Raw genomic sequence first — 12,925 nt, 5'->3', positions numbered from 1 at the left:
TCGAACGGCTCTATTACCCCGGGAGGTACACCGGAAAGGGACCGGCCTATCAGGCACGGCAAGAAATTTCGCGACCGCTTATCGCCGAGGATCGGGCCTGAACACCGAAACTCTTCGCTTGCAACAAGACTTGGATTTCAACGCCAGTTGGAATGCGATCCGATGAGTTTACGTCATGCAAACCGGCTTTGGTATAGGAAATAATCAATTCAGGAGTGTTCTTGACATTATGGTTCAAATCGCTTCAGGATTCATCGGGCAGGACCCAACAGCAAGCTAAGGAGATTTCGTGAATTCTCGGACTCGAATCGCCGCTGTCGTCGCTGGACTCGCACTGGCCACGGTCGCCGCACCAGTCATGGCCAGCCCCGTTCCACCACCGATCCCTGACCCTCCGGTTCCCGGCACCCCGGGCACTCCGATTCCGGACGTGCCCGACACCCCGGACGTCCCGGAGACTCCGGACGTTCCCGGCACCCCGGAGACCCCCGACGTTCCCGGCACTCCGGACGTGCCCGACACTCCGGAGACCCCGGACGTCCCCGACACCCCTGACGTTCCCGGCACCCCGGAAACCCCGGACGTACCCGGCACCCCGGACGTTCCGGAGACACCTGACGTACCCGACACACCGGAAGTCCCCGACACACCGGACGTGCCGGACACACCGATCCCGGACGTGCCGGAAGGCCCAGGTATCCCGGAGACTCCGGACGTTCCCGTTCCGGACGTTCCTGCCGCGGACGTTCCTGCCGCAGACGTTCCTGTCCCGGAGGTCCCGGTCCCGGAGGTCCCGGTCCCGGACGTTCCGGTCCCGGATGTCCCGGTCCCGGATGTCCCGGTCCCGGATGTCCCCGTTCCCGAAGTTCCCGGAGTTCCCGGCGTTCCCGGCGTTCCCGAGCTCCCTGGCGTCACCGACAGCCTGTTGGGCATCGTCAACAGCCTCCCGGTCGTCGGCCCGGTCCTGACGGACCTGCTCAGCTCGATCCTCGGGAAGCTCCCGGTTCCGTAGAGGCACACACCACCATCACCCAATCAGCAGAGGTCCAGCAGCATCGATGCTGTTGGACCTCTGCTATTTCGCCGGATAGGGCCGGCGCGCGGGCCGAGTCTCAGCCCTTCGGGAACGAACCCGCGAGCTCGATCAGGCGGGTGTTGGCCTCGGCCTCGCCGATCGAGACGCGTACGCCCTCGGGCGGGTAGGGACGGACCATCAGGCCGACCTCGTCGGCAGCCGCGGCGAACTCGGCGCAGCGCTCGGGAGAGCCGAAGGCGAACCAGACGAAGTTGCCCTGCGCGTCGGGGACGTCCCAGCCGGCGGCGCGGACGCCCTCCACCACCCGGGTCCGCTCGGCCACCACGTCGTCGACGCGCGCCAGCAGCTCGGTCTGCCGCTCGAGCGAGGCGACGCCGGCGGCTTGGGCGACCACGTTGACGCCGAAGGGCAGCGCCATCGCCCGCAGGGTCGCGGCGATCGGGGCCGGCGCGAAGGCGTAACCGACCCGGAAGCCGGCCAGGCCGTAGGCCTTGGAGAACGTACGCAGCACCACCACGTTGGCCCGCGCACGATAGGTCGCGACGCCGTCGATGGCGTCGTCCATGCGTACGAACTCGGCGTAGGCCTCGTCGACCACGACCAGCACGTGCTCGGGCACCTTCGCGAGGAAGGCGTCGAGCTCGGTCTGGGTGACCGAGGTGCCGGTGGGGTTGTTGGGGGTGCAGACGAAGACGACCTTCGTACGCTCCGTGATGGCCGCCGCCATCGCGTCGAGGTCATGATGACCGTCCCCCGTGACCGGCACCTTCACCGCGGTCGCGCCGGCCGCGAGCACCGCGATCGGGTAGGCCTCGAAGCTGCGCCAGGCGAAGACGACCTCGTCCTCGGGACCGCAGTAGGCCGAGACCAGCTGGAAGATGAGCGCCACGGCGCCAGTCGAGAGAGCGAGCTCCTCGGCCGGCACCTTGTAAGCCGTCGCGAGCGCCTCGTAGAGCTCGGTGTTGCCCGCGTCGGGGTAGCGGTTGACCCGGCCCGCCGCCTCGGCGGCGACCTCCACCACACCGTCGAGCGGCGGGTAGGGGTTCTCGTTGGACGAGAGCTTGTAGGTCACCAGACCGGGCCGCTCGACCGGCGGCTTGCCCGCGACGTACGCAGGCATAGCGGCGACACTGGGACGGGGCTGTGGGGTGCTCATATCGTGAGATCCTAGGTCGGGATGACCTCGCCCCCGTAAACCACGGGGACGTCGCGACCGACCACGATGTCGAGCGGGTTGGTGACGCAGCGGACGGACCCGCCACCGAGGTGGAGCTCGCTCATCTCGACGATCCGGATCGTGAAGCCCCAGCCCTCGAGGACGGTGCGGATGCGGTCCGGGCAGGACGGCATCACGATGGTGCGGCCGATCACGATCGAGTTGGCGGCGAAGGTGGTGAGCGCCTCCTCCTCGGTGATGACCAGCGGCTCCGGGACGAGGTCGAGGAGCGCCTGCGCCGACTCGGGAGCGAGCGCGTCCGGGCAGATGATCGCGCGGCGCTCGTCGAGCGGGCAGAAGGCCAGGTCGAGGTGGTACATCCCCGAGTGGGTCGTCCGTACGCCCAGGACGCGCACGTTCATCTCGGTCGCCAGCGTCTTCAGCGCCATCTCGTCGGTGCGCGGCCCGGTGCCGGCGACCAGGTGGCCGGCGTACGGGAAGACGTCACCCGCCTCGAAGGTCGGCCCGACCCCGTCCTTGCCGACGTACGCCGTCCCCCAGCCGTTCGCGGCGAACCACTCGACCGCGGAGTTCGTCTCGTTGCGGCGCTCGGGGAAGCGCATGTGGGAGAGGAGCACGTGGCGTCGGCCGTCCGCGAGGGAGGCCGCGAAGCCGAGGTTCATCGCGTAGACCATGTCGGGGCTGTCCTCGCGCGGCGCGATCACGTCGACGCGCCCGCCGAGCTCCTCGATGGTGGCCCTCAGGGTGTCCCACTGCGCGCGAGCACGGACCGGATCCGGCTGGATCTCGGTGTCCATGAACGGGTTGATGGCGTAGTCGATGCGATAGTGCGTCGGCTCGGTCATCAGGTAGTGACGGCCCCAGCTCAGCGATGTGCTCACTCGTACCCCTCTCAGGTCTGATTGACTTCAGATCGTCCGATTGCCTGATTGACTGATTGTCAGACAATCCTGTGCCGTTAGGTTAGAGCACGAACGGTCATCACCGGAAGACGGCGCAGGTAGGACAATGGGGCCCATGTTCGAGTCGCTCACCCTGGACGAACCCGCATCGACGGTCGACCGCGTCGCCGACGAGCTCCGCCGGGCGGTGTTCGAGGGCGAGCTGGAGTCGGGCACTCCACTGCGCGAGCACGGTCTCGCCGACTCGCTGGGCGTCGGCCGCTCCACGGTCCGCGAGGCGCTGACCATCCTGGTCGCCGAGGGCCTGGCCACCCGCGCCCCCAACAAGGGCGTCGCCGTCGCCACGCCTGAGGCCGCCTCGGTACGTGACGTCTGCGCCGCCCGCTGGGTGCTCGAAGGGGCCGGGGTGCGCAACTGGCGGAGCGCCTCCGCCGAGACGCGCCGGGCCGTGCACGAGTCGCTCGATGCGTACATCTCGGCGGTTCACTCGGAGCGCGCGACCTACCGCGAGCTCAACGAGCGCCACCTCGCCTTCCATCTCTCGCTGGTGGCCCTCACCGGGTCACCGCGGCTGGTCGCAATGCAGGAGCATTTGGTGCTCGAGCTCAAGCTCTCGCTCGCCCAGGTCGACCGCATCCGCCGCAACGCGCACGACCAGGCAGAGGACCACGCCGCCCTCGTCCGCCTCCTCGATGCCGACCGCATCGACGACGCCGAGCAGTTCCTGGAGAAGCACCTCTCCGACGCCGCCCACGCCATCTGCAAGGCGCTCGGCCTGGAGCGGTGACCCCGGGGTAACACAGTCGCCACACCTCGCGCGCGCCCCTTATGTACGTCCCGCGGAGCCTGCCACACTCACCAACATGCGCATCGTGACCTGGCTCATCACCAACGCCGTCGCCCTGGCCGTGGCAACGTGGCTCGTCGGCGGGATCTACTTCGACGGCCCGACCAGCGGCATGGACGAGGTCAAGCAGAAGCTGCTCCCGCTGCTGATCGTCGCCCTCGTGCTCGGCCTCGTGTCCTCCTTCGTCAAGCCGATCGTGACGTTCTTCGCGTTCCCGTTCATCCTGCTCACCCTGGGCCTGCTCCTGCTGGTGATCAACGCGGCGATGCTCGGTCTGACAGCGTGGATCCTCGGCCCGACCGGGGTGGGCTTCCACGTCGACGGATTCTGGGCGGCGGTCCTCGGCGGCATCATCATCTCGATCGTCGGTTGGGGCCTCGACCGCGTCTGGCCGGAGAGCGACGAGTGAGGCCCAGATTCCACATCCGCCACGCGTTCTTGGCGGAAATGTAAAACTCGGGCCATGAAGATCGCCGTCGTCTGCCTGGGCAACATCTGCCGTTCTCCGATGGCGGAGGTGGTGCTGCGGGATCGACTCGACGCCGCAAAGCTCGACGACGTCGAGCTCGTCTCCGCCGGCACCGGCGGCTGGCACGCGGGCGAGAAGATGGACCGCCGGGCGGCGGCGACGCTGCTCGAGGCCGGCTACGACCCCGAGCGTCACCGGGCCCAGCAGTGGCCGGTCGGGGACCCCGAGACGTACGACCTCGTGCTCGCGATGGATGCCGACAATCTGGCCGATCTGGCTGGTCAGGCGCCGGAGAGCGGGCTGCGGATGTTCCGTGATTTCGACCCCGAAGGCCCCGGCGACGTGCCCGATCCCTATTACGGTGGTGCCGAGGGATTCCGGGAGGTGCTGGCGATGGTGGAGCGTACGAGTGATGCGATCGTTGCATCCGTCGCCTCGGCGAGGCCCGGTTCGTGACCCGTCAGCCCGCGGTCGCCCGTCGTGCCGAGCAGCTGCTCGGGGCGGCGGTGGTGAGCACATCTCCGGTAGCGGGCGGTGACATCTCGACCGCCACCAAGATCCGGCTCAGTGACGGCTCGCTGGTGCTGATGAAGGCCCTCTCCCCGCCACGTGACGACTTCGTCGCCGCCGAGGCCCGCGGGCTCCGCTGGCTGGAGGAGTCGGGAGCCGTGAAGGTCCCCGAGGTCCTCGCCGCCGAGCCCGACTGCCTGGTCCTGCGCTGGATCGAGCCGGGCCGACCCAACGCCGAGACCGCCGAGGAGCTCGGCCGCGCGCTCGCGCGCCTGCACAGCACCCCGGTCTCGGGTTTCGGTGCCGACAGGGACGGGTTCATCGGCCGGATGCCGATGCCCAACAAGCCCGCGGACACCTGGGCCGAGTTCTATGCCGTACGCCGCCTGCTCCCCTATCTCAGGGCCGCGCGTGATCGCGGCGCCATCGACGCCGCCGGCGCCGAGCGTGTCGAGCAGGTCGTCGGGAAGCTGCCGTCGCTGATCCCGGAGGAGCCGCCGGCCCTGCTCCACGGCGATCTCTGGAACGGCAACGTGCTCTGGGACCGGAGCAGCGAGGCCTGGCTCATCGACCCCGCGGCGTACGCCGGTCACCGTGAGGTCGACCTCGCCATGCTCGCGCTCTTCGGCCTGCCCCATCTGGAGCGGATGATGTCCGCCTACGAGGACGCGACGCCCCTCGCCGAGGGCTGGGAGGACCGCCAGGGTCTCCACCAGCTCTTCCCGCTGCTCGTCCACGCGGCCATGTTCGGCGGCGGCTACGGCTCCCGCGCCGCCACGGTGGCCGCTCGCTACCTCTGATTCCCTGGGAAACCAGAAAACCCCTGGTTACCCAGGGGTTTTCGGATGGCGGTGACGGTGGGATTTGAACCCACGGTAGGTCGCCCTACACAACATTTCGAGTGTTGCACCATCGGCCGCTCGGACACGTCACCGCCGAATAAGTTACAACCTCGGGTGGTCTTCGCCGAAATCGGGGCCGCTTCGCTGGGATCCGAAGAAGGCCTCCAGCAGCGCGCGCTGTTGCTCGGCCATCAGCCCGGCGACGACCTCGGGCCGGTGGTTGAGCCGGCGGTCGCGTACGACGTCCCACAGCGAGCCGACCGCACCGGCCTTGTCGTCGAAGGCGCCGAAGACGATCCGCTCGACCCTGGCCAGGACCGCGGCGCCGGCGCACATCGTGCACGGCTCCAGCGTCACCACGAGCGTGCAGCCCTCCAGCCGCCACTCGCCACGTGCCTTGGCCGCCTCGCGCAGCGCGACCACCTCGGCATGTCCGGTGGGATCGGCCTCGGCCTCGCGTACGTTGCGGCCCCTCCCGATCACCACGCCGGACGGGTCGACGACGACCGCGCCGATCGGCACGTCACCGGTCGCCAGCGCAGCACGACCCTCATCGAGAGCGGCCCGCATCGGGGCCTCCCAGCGGTTGGCTGGGGTCACGCCGGCATGAGGCCGACGGCGTCGTCGAAGGCCTCGCCGCAGCCGATCGCCCGGGCGATCTCGGAGAGCGTCTCGTCGGGGTAGAGGTCGTCCTCGAACATGTCGTCGAGCAGCATGCCCATCTCGACCGCGCTCATCCCGAAGTCGGCGAGGATGCCGAGGTCACCGGCGGGATCGGGCTCCTCCTCGTCCTCGACCTCCTCGGGCAGCGGAAGCCCGAGCACGTCGAGAGCCGACGCGGCCAGCTCCCACTCGTCGGCGGCGGTGACGTCGGAGAGCAGCACCTTGGTCGCTGCCCCGTGGACGCGGACGATCACGAAGAAGTCCTCGTCGATCGCCGCCATCGCGATCGCACCGCCATCGCCTGGGAAGCGGTGGAGCGCGTGCGTCAGAGTCTCGACATCGGTCAGGAGGTCGTGAGCGAGTTCGCGCACAACCCAGGCGCCGTCCTCGCGATACATCGCGACGGCGAAGTCAACACCCTCGATCTGCTCCAGCTGATCAGACACACGACCAGAGTGACACCGAAACCGCCGTGGGTCTAGGGGGAATTGATGACCTTAGGACGAAGCGATCGTAGGGTTCAGCCCATGGAGACCCTCGTTGTGGACCACCCGCTCGTCGCCCACAAGCTCACCACCCTGCGCAACAAAGAGACCGACTCATCGACGTTCCGCCGTCTCGCCGACGAGCTCGTCACTCTGCTCGCCTACGAGGCGACCCGCGGGGTGAGGGTCGCCCCGGTCGACATCGTCACCCCGGTCGCTCCGACCCAGGGCGTACGCCTTACCGACCCGCAGCCGCTGATCGTTCCCATCCTCCGGGCCGGTCTCGGGATGCTCGACGGGATGATCCGGCTGCTGCCGACCGCGGAGGTCGGCTTCCTCGGCATGGTCCGCAACGAGGAGACGCTCGAGGCGACGACGTACGCCGAGCGTCTCCCCGCCGACCTCTCCGGCCGCCAGTGCTACGTGGTCGACCCGATGCTCGCCACCGGCGGCACCCTCGCCGCAGCGATCGACTTCCTGGTCTCGCGCGGCGCCGACGACATCACCGCCGTCGTGCTTCTCGCCGCCCCGGAGGGTGTCGCCGCCCTGGAGAAGGGTCTCGAGGGCATCGATGCCCCCGTCCGCGTCGTCACCGCCGCGATGGACGAGAAGCTCAACGAGAAGGGCTACATCGTCCCCGGCCTCGGTGACGCCGGCGACCGGCTCTACGGCGTCGCAGGCTGATCTCGCGGCCCTGTAACACGTCGTTCGTAGGACTATCCGGTCGTTCCCATAGGGCGAGTAGTCCTACGAACAACGTGTTACACGGGCGGCGGAGACTCAGGCCTTGATGGTCACCTTCTCCTCGACGTACGGCTCGGCCTCGGTGGTCTCGGCTTCGGCTGCCTCGGCGGCCCGAGCCTTGCGCTTGGCGGCGATGGCCTTGAAGGGCCAGGTGAGGAGCTGGTCGAGGGTGATCCGGCCGGGGGCCACCAGACCGAGCACGAGGGCGGCGACACCGAGCGCTGCGGGGAGCTCCCAGCCGCCCTGGTCGACGAAGACCTCGGTGGTGCGGTGGGCGTACCAGATGGCTCCGGCCATCTGACCCGCGAGCACGATGCCGACGATCGGCGCGAACAGGCCCAGCACCAGCAGCGCGCCGCCGACGAGCTCGACGTACGTCGCCACCTGAGCGGCGATCGCGGGCTCCGGGACCCCCAGGCCGCCCAGGAACTGCTCGGTGCCGGCGAAGCCCTGGTCGTACTTCTGCCAGCCGTGCGCGACGAAGATCCCGCCGACCACCACACGGGCGGCAAGCAGCACGACGTCGTTGAAAAGTCCGGTGTAGGCGTTGCGCCCCACTCGACGACTCATGTCCGGTTCTCCTCTGGTCAGGTCAGAAACAGGGCGCACACGGTAGCGATGCGGGGTCCCGACCGGTACCGCCCGGGGCTTCCTCTCACCCGAAGGGGAACTCTGCTATGACCTCGTAGACCGGACGTTTCCTCGGCCCCTCGCCGAGCCGCGAGTGCACCAGCGCGAACGACGCGACGGTCCAGGTCGGACCGCGGTACGCATCGAGCAGTCGCACCCAGTTGCTGAGCTCCATCGGCGTCCCGGTCCGGGCGACCGTCAGATGTGGCCGGAAGCGGCCGCCGTCGACCTCGACCCCAGCCTTGACCAGGGCGTTCCGGCTTCCGGCGGCGACCCGATCGAGCTCCTCGGCGGCATCGGTCTCGACGCCCGCGTAGAGGACCTTGCCCTCGGTCACGTTGGGGAAGGCGCCGCCTCCGGTGACGGTCAGCTCGAAGGGCGTACGCCGCCCCGCGGCCGTCTCCAGCCGCTCGATCGCGTCATCGAGGGACCGGTCGGGGACGTGCTCGGCGAAGGCGAGCGTCAGATGGAGCTGGTCAGGCGCCGACCAGCGAAAGGCGGCCGCGTCGCGGCGTACGGACAAGAACTCGTCGAGATCCTCGATCACCGACTCCGGCGGGATCACCGCTACGAACATTCGATTCATCGATGCCCATTGTGCCCGGCGGCAGGGGCCGGGTCACCTGAGTTGTGTGCCGAGGAGGTCGCCGACGACGTAGGTCACCAGCATCGCGAGCAGGCCGCCGGCGACGTTGCGCAGCGCAGCGCGGGCGGGTGGTGCGTAGCCGAGGCGCGCGCTGGTCCAGCCGGTGACGGCGAGCGCGGCGGTGACGGTGAGGACGGTCCCCCAGATGCGGGCGCTGTCCGGGAGGAGCATGATCGACAGCAGGGGCAGCAGCGCACCGAGGGTGAACGACAGCATCGACGCCCAGGCCGCGGACCACGGCGAGGTGAGATCGTCGACGTCGATACCGAGCTCGAGGACGGCGTGGGCGCGCAGCGCGTCGCGATCGGTGAGCTGCTCCGCGACCTCGGCGGCGGTCTCAGGCTCCAGCCCCCGCTCGCGCAGGAACCCCTCCAGCTCGCGCAGCTCCTCCTCGGGCATCTCCCGCAGCTCGCGGCGCTCCTTGGCGATCAGCGACTCCTCGGTGTCGCGCTGGGTCGAGACGGAGACGTACTCCCCCGCCGCCATGCTGATCGCCCCCGCCACCAGGGCAGCGACGCCAGCGATGAGGATCGAGGTGTCGTCGGTGGTCGCGCCGGCGACACCCATCACGACACCGGCGGTGGAGACGATGCCGTCGTTGGCTCCGAGGACGCCCGCACGCAGCCAGTTGAGCCGATTCTTCAGGCCGTCGGCCCGCTCCTCGGCGTCCCCGTGGCCCGCGTGGGCCCCCTCACTGGGGAGCGTCACTGCTCGCCTCGCCGGGGACGGGCTCCTGTGGGTTCTCGCAGAAACGGACCGGACCGCTCTCAGCGCCGTGATACTCGTAGGTCTTCCCCGCGGTCTCGAGCACCACGCGTACGCCGTCGGTCAGGACCATCGTGTACATCTTCCCGGGCTCGGGGCAGCCGAGGCTGCCGTCGCGCCAGGTCACCTTGTCGTTGGAGACGACGGTGATCTCTTCGCTCTTCACCCCCTGACGCTTGGCCAGGTCGGCGATCGCGGCTGCGACCTTCGGGTCCTCGGCGGGCGTCGGGCTGGACGATGTGGGCACGTCAGACACGTTAGCGCCTGGGTCGGTCGCCTCGGAGCCACATCCGGCCAACGTCGGTGCCAACGTCAGCGCCAGAACCGGCAGCAGGTACGCCGCGGGGCGGATCGTGCGCTTGCTCTTGTCGGTGCTGATCTTGGTGGGGGTCATACCCATGGGTACGTCAGCGGTTCGAGATTCGTTGCGTCCGAGGCTCATGCGCGGCACTTTCACACACTTCATACGCCGACGGGCGCCCACCCGGAGGTGGACGCCCGTCAGAGACGTACGAAGGGAACGTACGAAGTGAGACTCAGAAGCCGAGGTCGCGGCCGATGAGCTCCTTCATGATCTCGTTGGAACCGGCCCAGATCTTCGTGACGCGGGCGTCGCGCCAGGCGCGAGCGACGCGGTACTCGTTCATGAAGCCGTAGCCGCCGTGGATCTGGACGCAGTGGTCGAGGACCTCGGACTGCGCCTGCGAGGACCACCACTTGGCCTTGGACGCCTCGACCGGGGTGAGCTCACCGCGGGCGTGCGCGGCGACGCACTTGTCGACGTACGCCTCGGCGACCTCGATCTGGGTGACCAGCTCGGCGAGCAGGAACTTGTTGTGCTGGAAGGCACCGATGGACTGGCCGAAGGCCTTGCGGTCCTTGGCGTACTGCACGGTCTCGAGCAGGATCTGCTTGGCCTGCGCCACGTTGGCGACGGCGCACGAGACGCGCTCCTGCGGGAGCTCCTCCATCATGTGGATGAAGCCGCGGTTGAGCTCGCCGATGATCTCGGCGTCGGTGACACGTACGTTCTCGAAGAAGAGCTCGGCGGTGTCGGACTCCTCCATGCCGACCTTGTCGAGCTTGCGGCCACGCGAGAAGCCCTCCTTGGTCGCCTCGATCGCGAAGAGGGTGATGCCCTTGGCGCCCTTCTCCGGGTCGGTGCGGACCGCGGTGATGACGAGGTCGCAGGAGTAGCCGTTGGTGATGAAGGTCTTGGAGCCGTTGATGACCCACTCGTCGCCGTCGCGGACCGCGGTGGTCTTCAGCGCGGCCAGGTCGGAGCCGCCCGAGGGCTCGGTCATGCCGATGGCGAGCAGGATCTCACCGGAGGCCACGCCCGGGAGCCAGCGCTGCTTCTGCTCCTCGGTGCCGAGGCGGACCAGGTAGGGAGCGGTGATGTCGGAGTGGATGCCGACGCAGGTCGGGTAGGCCGCGCCGATCTTGGCGAGCTCCTCGGCGAGGACCGCGTTGAAGCGGAAGTCGTCGGCGCCGGCGCCGCCGTACTCCTCCGGGATAGCGAGACCGAGGAAGCCGTTCTCACCGGCTTCGAGCCAGAACTCGCGGGGCAGCGCCTTGTCGGCGATGTGCTTGTCGGTGTGGGGCTTGACCGAACGCTCCAGCCACTGCTGGACGGAGGCTCGGAAGTCCTCGTGGTCTTCCTCATAGTGGTCGCGCTTCAGCATGCGTCGGAGTCTACGACGCAGTGGTTACTCGGTGGTAACCACTGTTTCAAAACGGCAGAGTCACCTGGTGATCCGGACCGGCGTACACCAGGCCACGACCACCAGCGGAACCGAGACGATCAGGCCGACGACGAAGACGACGTGCAGCGCAGGCGCGAGGACATCGGCAGGCAGGGCTTCGAGCGGGGGCACCTCTCCCCCGGCGTACTCACGCCTGACCAACCCGTTCGCAACCGCACCGAAGAGCGCGACGCCCAGCGCCGAGCCGACAGAGCGGGCAAACATGTTGGACCCGGTCGCCACCCCTCGCACTTCCCAGTCGACCGCCGACCCGGCGGCGACGACGCCCGGGTTGACCGACCAGCCGAAGCCGAGGCCGAGCACGAAGCACGGGATCGCCAGGTGCCAGATCGACGAATTCTCGCCGACGGTGATCAGCACCAGCCCGCCGGCGATGACCAGCAGAGAGCCGAGCGCGACCGCGGTCCGGAAACCCTTCGAGAGGTAGATCCGGCCGGCCGTGGCGGCGGCGATCGGCCAGCCGATGCTCATCCCGGCGAGCGCGAACCCGGCCACCAGCGCCGAGTGACCCAGCACGCTCTGGGCATAGAGCGGGACGTACGTTGTCAGCCCGAGCATCACCACGCCGACGATCAGGCTGGCGGCGTTGGCCGGCGCGAGGACGCGGTGGCTGAGGACCCACGGAGGCAGCACCGGGTCGGCTGCACGACGCTCGACGAACCCGAAGGCGACCAGGGCCGCGATGCCGACCGCGAAGATCAGGAAGGACGGCCACGACGCCCACGCCCAGGCATGCCCGCCCTCGAGCAGGCCGAGCAGCAGCGCGATCCCGCCGACCGTCAGCAGTCCCGCACCGGTCCAGTCGATGGCCTGATCGTCGGCCGGCCGACGGTCCTCGCGGAAGTGCCGCAGCAGCCACAGTGCGACTGCCCCGACCGGCAGGTTGATCAGGAAGATCAGCCGCCAGTCGAGGTAGTCGGCGAAGAGGCCGCCGAGCGTCGGCCCGACGATGGCGGCCGTGGCCCAGACCGAGGCGACGTACGACGTCGCGACCGCGCGCTCCTCCAGCGTGTAGATGTCGGAGACGATCGTCATCGCCATCGGCTGGATCGCCCCTGCACCGATCCCCTGGATCGCCCGGAAGATGATCAGCGCGGTCAGCGACCACGCCAGACCGCACAGCAGCGACCCGACCAGGAACGCCACGATCCCGGCGACCATCACCGGCTTGCGCCCGAGCCGGTCGGCGACCTTGGCGTAGAGCGGCGTGGTCACCGCGGTGGCGAGCACGTAGATCGAGAAGAGCCACGGGAACTGCTCGAAACCGCCGAGGTCCTTCACCACGCTCGGCACCGCCGTCGCCAGGATCGTCATGTCGATCGCGACCAGACTGAGCGAGACCATCACCGCGAGCAGGATCGGCCCGCGTTCGCTACGAAGTCCTATCGAGCTGCGGGTGGGTCTGGTCGAGGTGGGCACATTGGTTAGCAAGCCTCACGACTG

The 12,925-nt window shown here is 68.8% G+C and carries 16 protein-coding genes and 1 tRNA gene; 6 read left to right on the top strand and 11 right to left on the bottom strand.

What is annotated here, in order from left to right; translation table 11 throughout:
• Positions 1–430: 430 nt before the first annotated feature.
• Entirely contained in the window at positions 431–1,012 is a 582-nt protein-coding gene (locus tag ABZY89_RS01445) for a hypothetical protein (protein ID WP_355224049.1), read from the top strand.
• Positions 1,013–1,112: 100 nt separating this feature from the next.
• On the opposite strand, the gene hisC is transcribed toward ABZY89_RS01445, so the two are convergent.
• Both hisC and ABZY89_RS01435 read right to left on the bottom strand, forming a co-directional pair.
• Positions 1,113–2,192 carry a histidinol-phosphate transaminase gene (gene hisC / locus ABZY89_RS01440; RefSeq protein WP_355224047.1) on the bottom strand — a complete coding sequence of 360 codons (1,080 nt, stop codon included), beginning with the start codon at positions 2,190–2,192 and terminating at the stop codon, positions 1,113–1,115.
• 11 nt (positions 2,193–2,203) lie between these two features.
• The gene (locus ABZY89_RS01435; protein ID WP_355017606.1) at positions 2,204–3,094 is read right to left on the bottom strand and encodes an arginine deiminase family protein; all 891 of its coding nucleotides are present in this window, start codon (positions 3,092–3,094) and stop codon (positions 2,204–2,206) included.
• Positions 3,095–3,230: 136 nt separating this feature from the next.
• Between ABZY89_RS01435 and ABZY89_RS01430 the strand changes: the two genes are divergently transcribed.
• The 4 genes from ABZY89_RS01430 to ABZY89_RS01415 all read left to right on the top strand — a co-directional run bounded on the left by ABZY89_RS01430 (position 3,231) and on the right by ABZY89_RS01415 (position 5,741).
• Positions 3,231–3,902, top strand: a complete 672-nt coding sequence (locus ABZY89_RS01430) for a GntR family transcriptional regulator (protein WP_355224045.1) — start codon at positions 3,231–3,233, stop codon at positions 3,900–3,902.
• Positions 3,903–3,978: 76 nt separating this feature from the next.
• Positions 3,979–4,371: a phage holin family protein gene (locus ABZY89_RS01425; protein ID WP_355224044.1), complete on the top strand. Its 393-nt coding sequence runs from the start codon at positions 3,979–3,981 to the stop codon at positions 4,369–4,371.
• Positions 4,372–4,425: 54 nt separating this feature from the next.
• The gene (locus ABZY89_RS01420; RefSeq protein WP_355224042.1) at positions 4,426–4,887 is read left to right on the top strand and encodes a low molecular weight protein-tyrosine-phosphatase; all 462 of its coding nucleotides are present in this window, start codon (positions 4,426–4,428) and stop codon (positions 4,885–4,887) included.
• Positions 4,884–5,741, top strand: coding sequence for a fructosamine kinase family protein (locus ABZY89_RS01415; RefSeq protein WP_355224040.1), 858 nt, complete (start codon positions 4,884–4,886; stop codon positions 5,739–5,741). Before ABZY89_RS01420 ends, ABZY89_RS01415 begins: the two co-directional genes overlap by 4 nt.
• A 46-nt stretch (positions 5,742–5,787) precedes the next feature.
• Here the strand turns inward: ABZY89_RS01415 and ABZY89_RS01410 are convergent.
• The 3 genes from ABZY89_RS01410 to ABZY89_RS01400 form a co-directional block, all read right to left on the bottom strand.
• Positions 5,788–5,875 (bottom strand) — tRNA-Ser (locus ABZY89_RS01410).
• A 10-nt stretch (positions 5,876–5,885) separates the two neighbouring features.
• Complete coding sequence (locus ABZY89_RS01405; protein ID WP_355224038.1) at positions 5,886–6,383, bottom strand: nucleoside deaminase; 498 nt, start codon at positions 6,381–6,383, stop codon at positions 5,886–5,888.
• Positions 6,380–6,892: a tRNA adenosine deaminase-associated protein gene (locus tag ABZY89_RS01400; RefSeq protein ID WP_160026513.1), complete on the bottom strand. Its 513-nt coding sequence runs from the start codon at positions 6,890–6,892 to the stop codon at positions 6,380–6,382. Before ABZY89_RS01400 ends, ABZY89_RS01405 begins: the two co-directional genes overlap by 4 nt.
• 81 nt (positions 6,893–6,973) lie before the next feature.
• Here ABZY89_RS01400 and upp point away from each other — a divergent pair, with 81 nt between their 5' ends.
• Positions 6,974–7,615, top strand: coding sequence for a uracil phosphoribosyltransferase (gene upp, locus ABZY89_RS01395; RefSeq protein ID WP_355017600.1), 642 nt, complete (start codon positions 6,974–6,976; stop codon positions 7,613–7,615).
• A 96-nt stretch (positions 7,616–7,711) separates the two neighbouring features.
• Here the strand turns inward: upp and ABZY89_RS01390 are convergent, their stop codons facing one another.
• The 6 genes from ABZY89_RS01390 to ABZY89_RS01365 form a co-directional block, all read right to left on the bottom strand.
• Positions 7,712–8,245: a DoxX family protein gene (locus tag ABZY89_RS01390; RefSeq protein ID WP_355224036.1), complete on the bottom strand. Its 534-nt coding sequence runs from the start codon at positions 8,243–8,245 to the stop codon at positions 7,712–7,714.
• 85 nt (positions 8,246–8,330) lie between these two features.
• Complete coding sequence (thpR, locus tag ABZY89_RS01385; protein ID WP_355224034.1) at positions 8,331–8,891, bottom strand: RNA 2',3'-cyclic phosphodiesterase; 561 nt, start codon at positions 8,889–8,891, stop codon at positions 8,331–8,333.
• Positions 8,892–8,924: 33 nt separating this feature from the next.
• Positions 8,925–9,659: a VIT family protein gene (locus tag ABZY89_RS01380; protein ID WP_355224033.1), complete on the bottom strand. Its 735-nt coding sequence runs from the start codon at positions 9,657–9,659 to the stop codon at positions 8,925–8,927.
• Positions 9,643–10,158: a hypothetical protein gene (locus ABZY89_RS01375; RefSeq protein WP_355224031.1), complete on the bottom strand. Its 516-nt coding sequence runs from the start codon at positions 10,156–10,158 to the stop codon at positions 9,643–9,645. Before ABZY89_RS01375 ends, ABZY89_RS01380 begins: the two co-directional genes overlap by 17 nt.
• Before the next feature lie 94 nt (positions 10,159–10,252).
• Positions 10,253–11,398 carry an acyl-CoA dehydrogenase family protein gene (locus ABZY89_RS01370; protein ID WP_160029369.1) on the bottom strand — a complete coding sequence of 382 codons (1,146 nt, stop codon included), beginning with the start codon at positions 11,396–11,398 and terminating at the stop codon, positions 10,253–10,255.
• A gap of 63 nt (positions 11,399–11,461) precedes the next feature.
• On the bottom strand, positions 11,462–12,901 hold the full coding sequence (locus tag ABZY89_RS01365; RefSeq protein ID WP_355224030.1) for an MDR family MFS transporter: 1,440 nt from the start codon (positions 12,899–12,901) through the stop codon (positions 11,462–11,464).
• Positions 12,902–12,925 lie beyond the last annotated feature (24 nt).

Origin of the sequence: Nocardioides sp. NPDC006303 (assembly GCF_040613175.1) — a bacterium.
Taxonomy (GTDB): domain Bacteria; phylum Actinomycetota; class Actinomycetes; order Propionibacteriales; family Nocardioidaceae; genus Nocardioides.
The sequence above is the reverse complement of the archived record's forward strand: the minus strand, read 5'-3'. Positions and strand labels throughout refer to the sequence as shown.

Coding starts and splice junctions, on each gene's coding strand:
- upp (WP_355017600.1), top strand. CDS start 6,974: ATGGAGACCCTCGTTGTGGACCACCCGCTCGTCGCCCACAAGCTCACC.
- ABZY89_RS01425 (WP_355224044.1), top strand. CDS start 3,979: ATGCGCATCGTGACCTGGCTCATCACCAACGCCGTCGCCCTGGCCGTG.
- ABZY89_RS01390 (WP_355224036.1), bottom strand. CDS start 8,245: ATGAGTCGTCGAGTGGGGCGCAACGCCTACACCGGACTTTTCAACGAC.
- thpR (WP_355224034.1), bottom strand. CDS start 8,891: ATGAATCGAATGTTCGTAGCGGTGATCCCGCCGGAGTCGGTGATCGAG.
- ABZY89_RS01420 (WP_355224042.1), top strand. CDS start 4,426: ATGAAGATCGCCGTCGTCTGCCTGGGCAACATCTGCCGTTCTCCGATG.
- ABZY89_RS01430 (WP_355224045.1), top strand. CDS start 3,231: ATGTTCGAGTCGCTCACCCTGGACGAACCCGCATCGACGGTCGACCGC.
- hisC (WP_355224047.1), bottom strand. CDS start 2,192: ATGAGCACCCCACAGCCCCGTCCCAGTGTCGCCGCTATGCCTGCGTAC.
- ABZY89_RS01375 (WP_355224031.1), bottom strand. CDS start 10,158: ATGAGCCTCGGACGCAACGAATCTCGAACCGCTGACGTACCCATGGGT.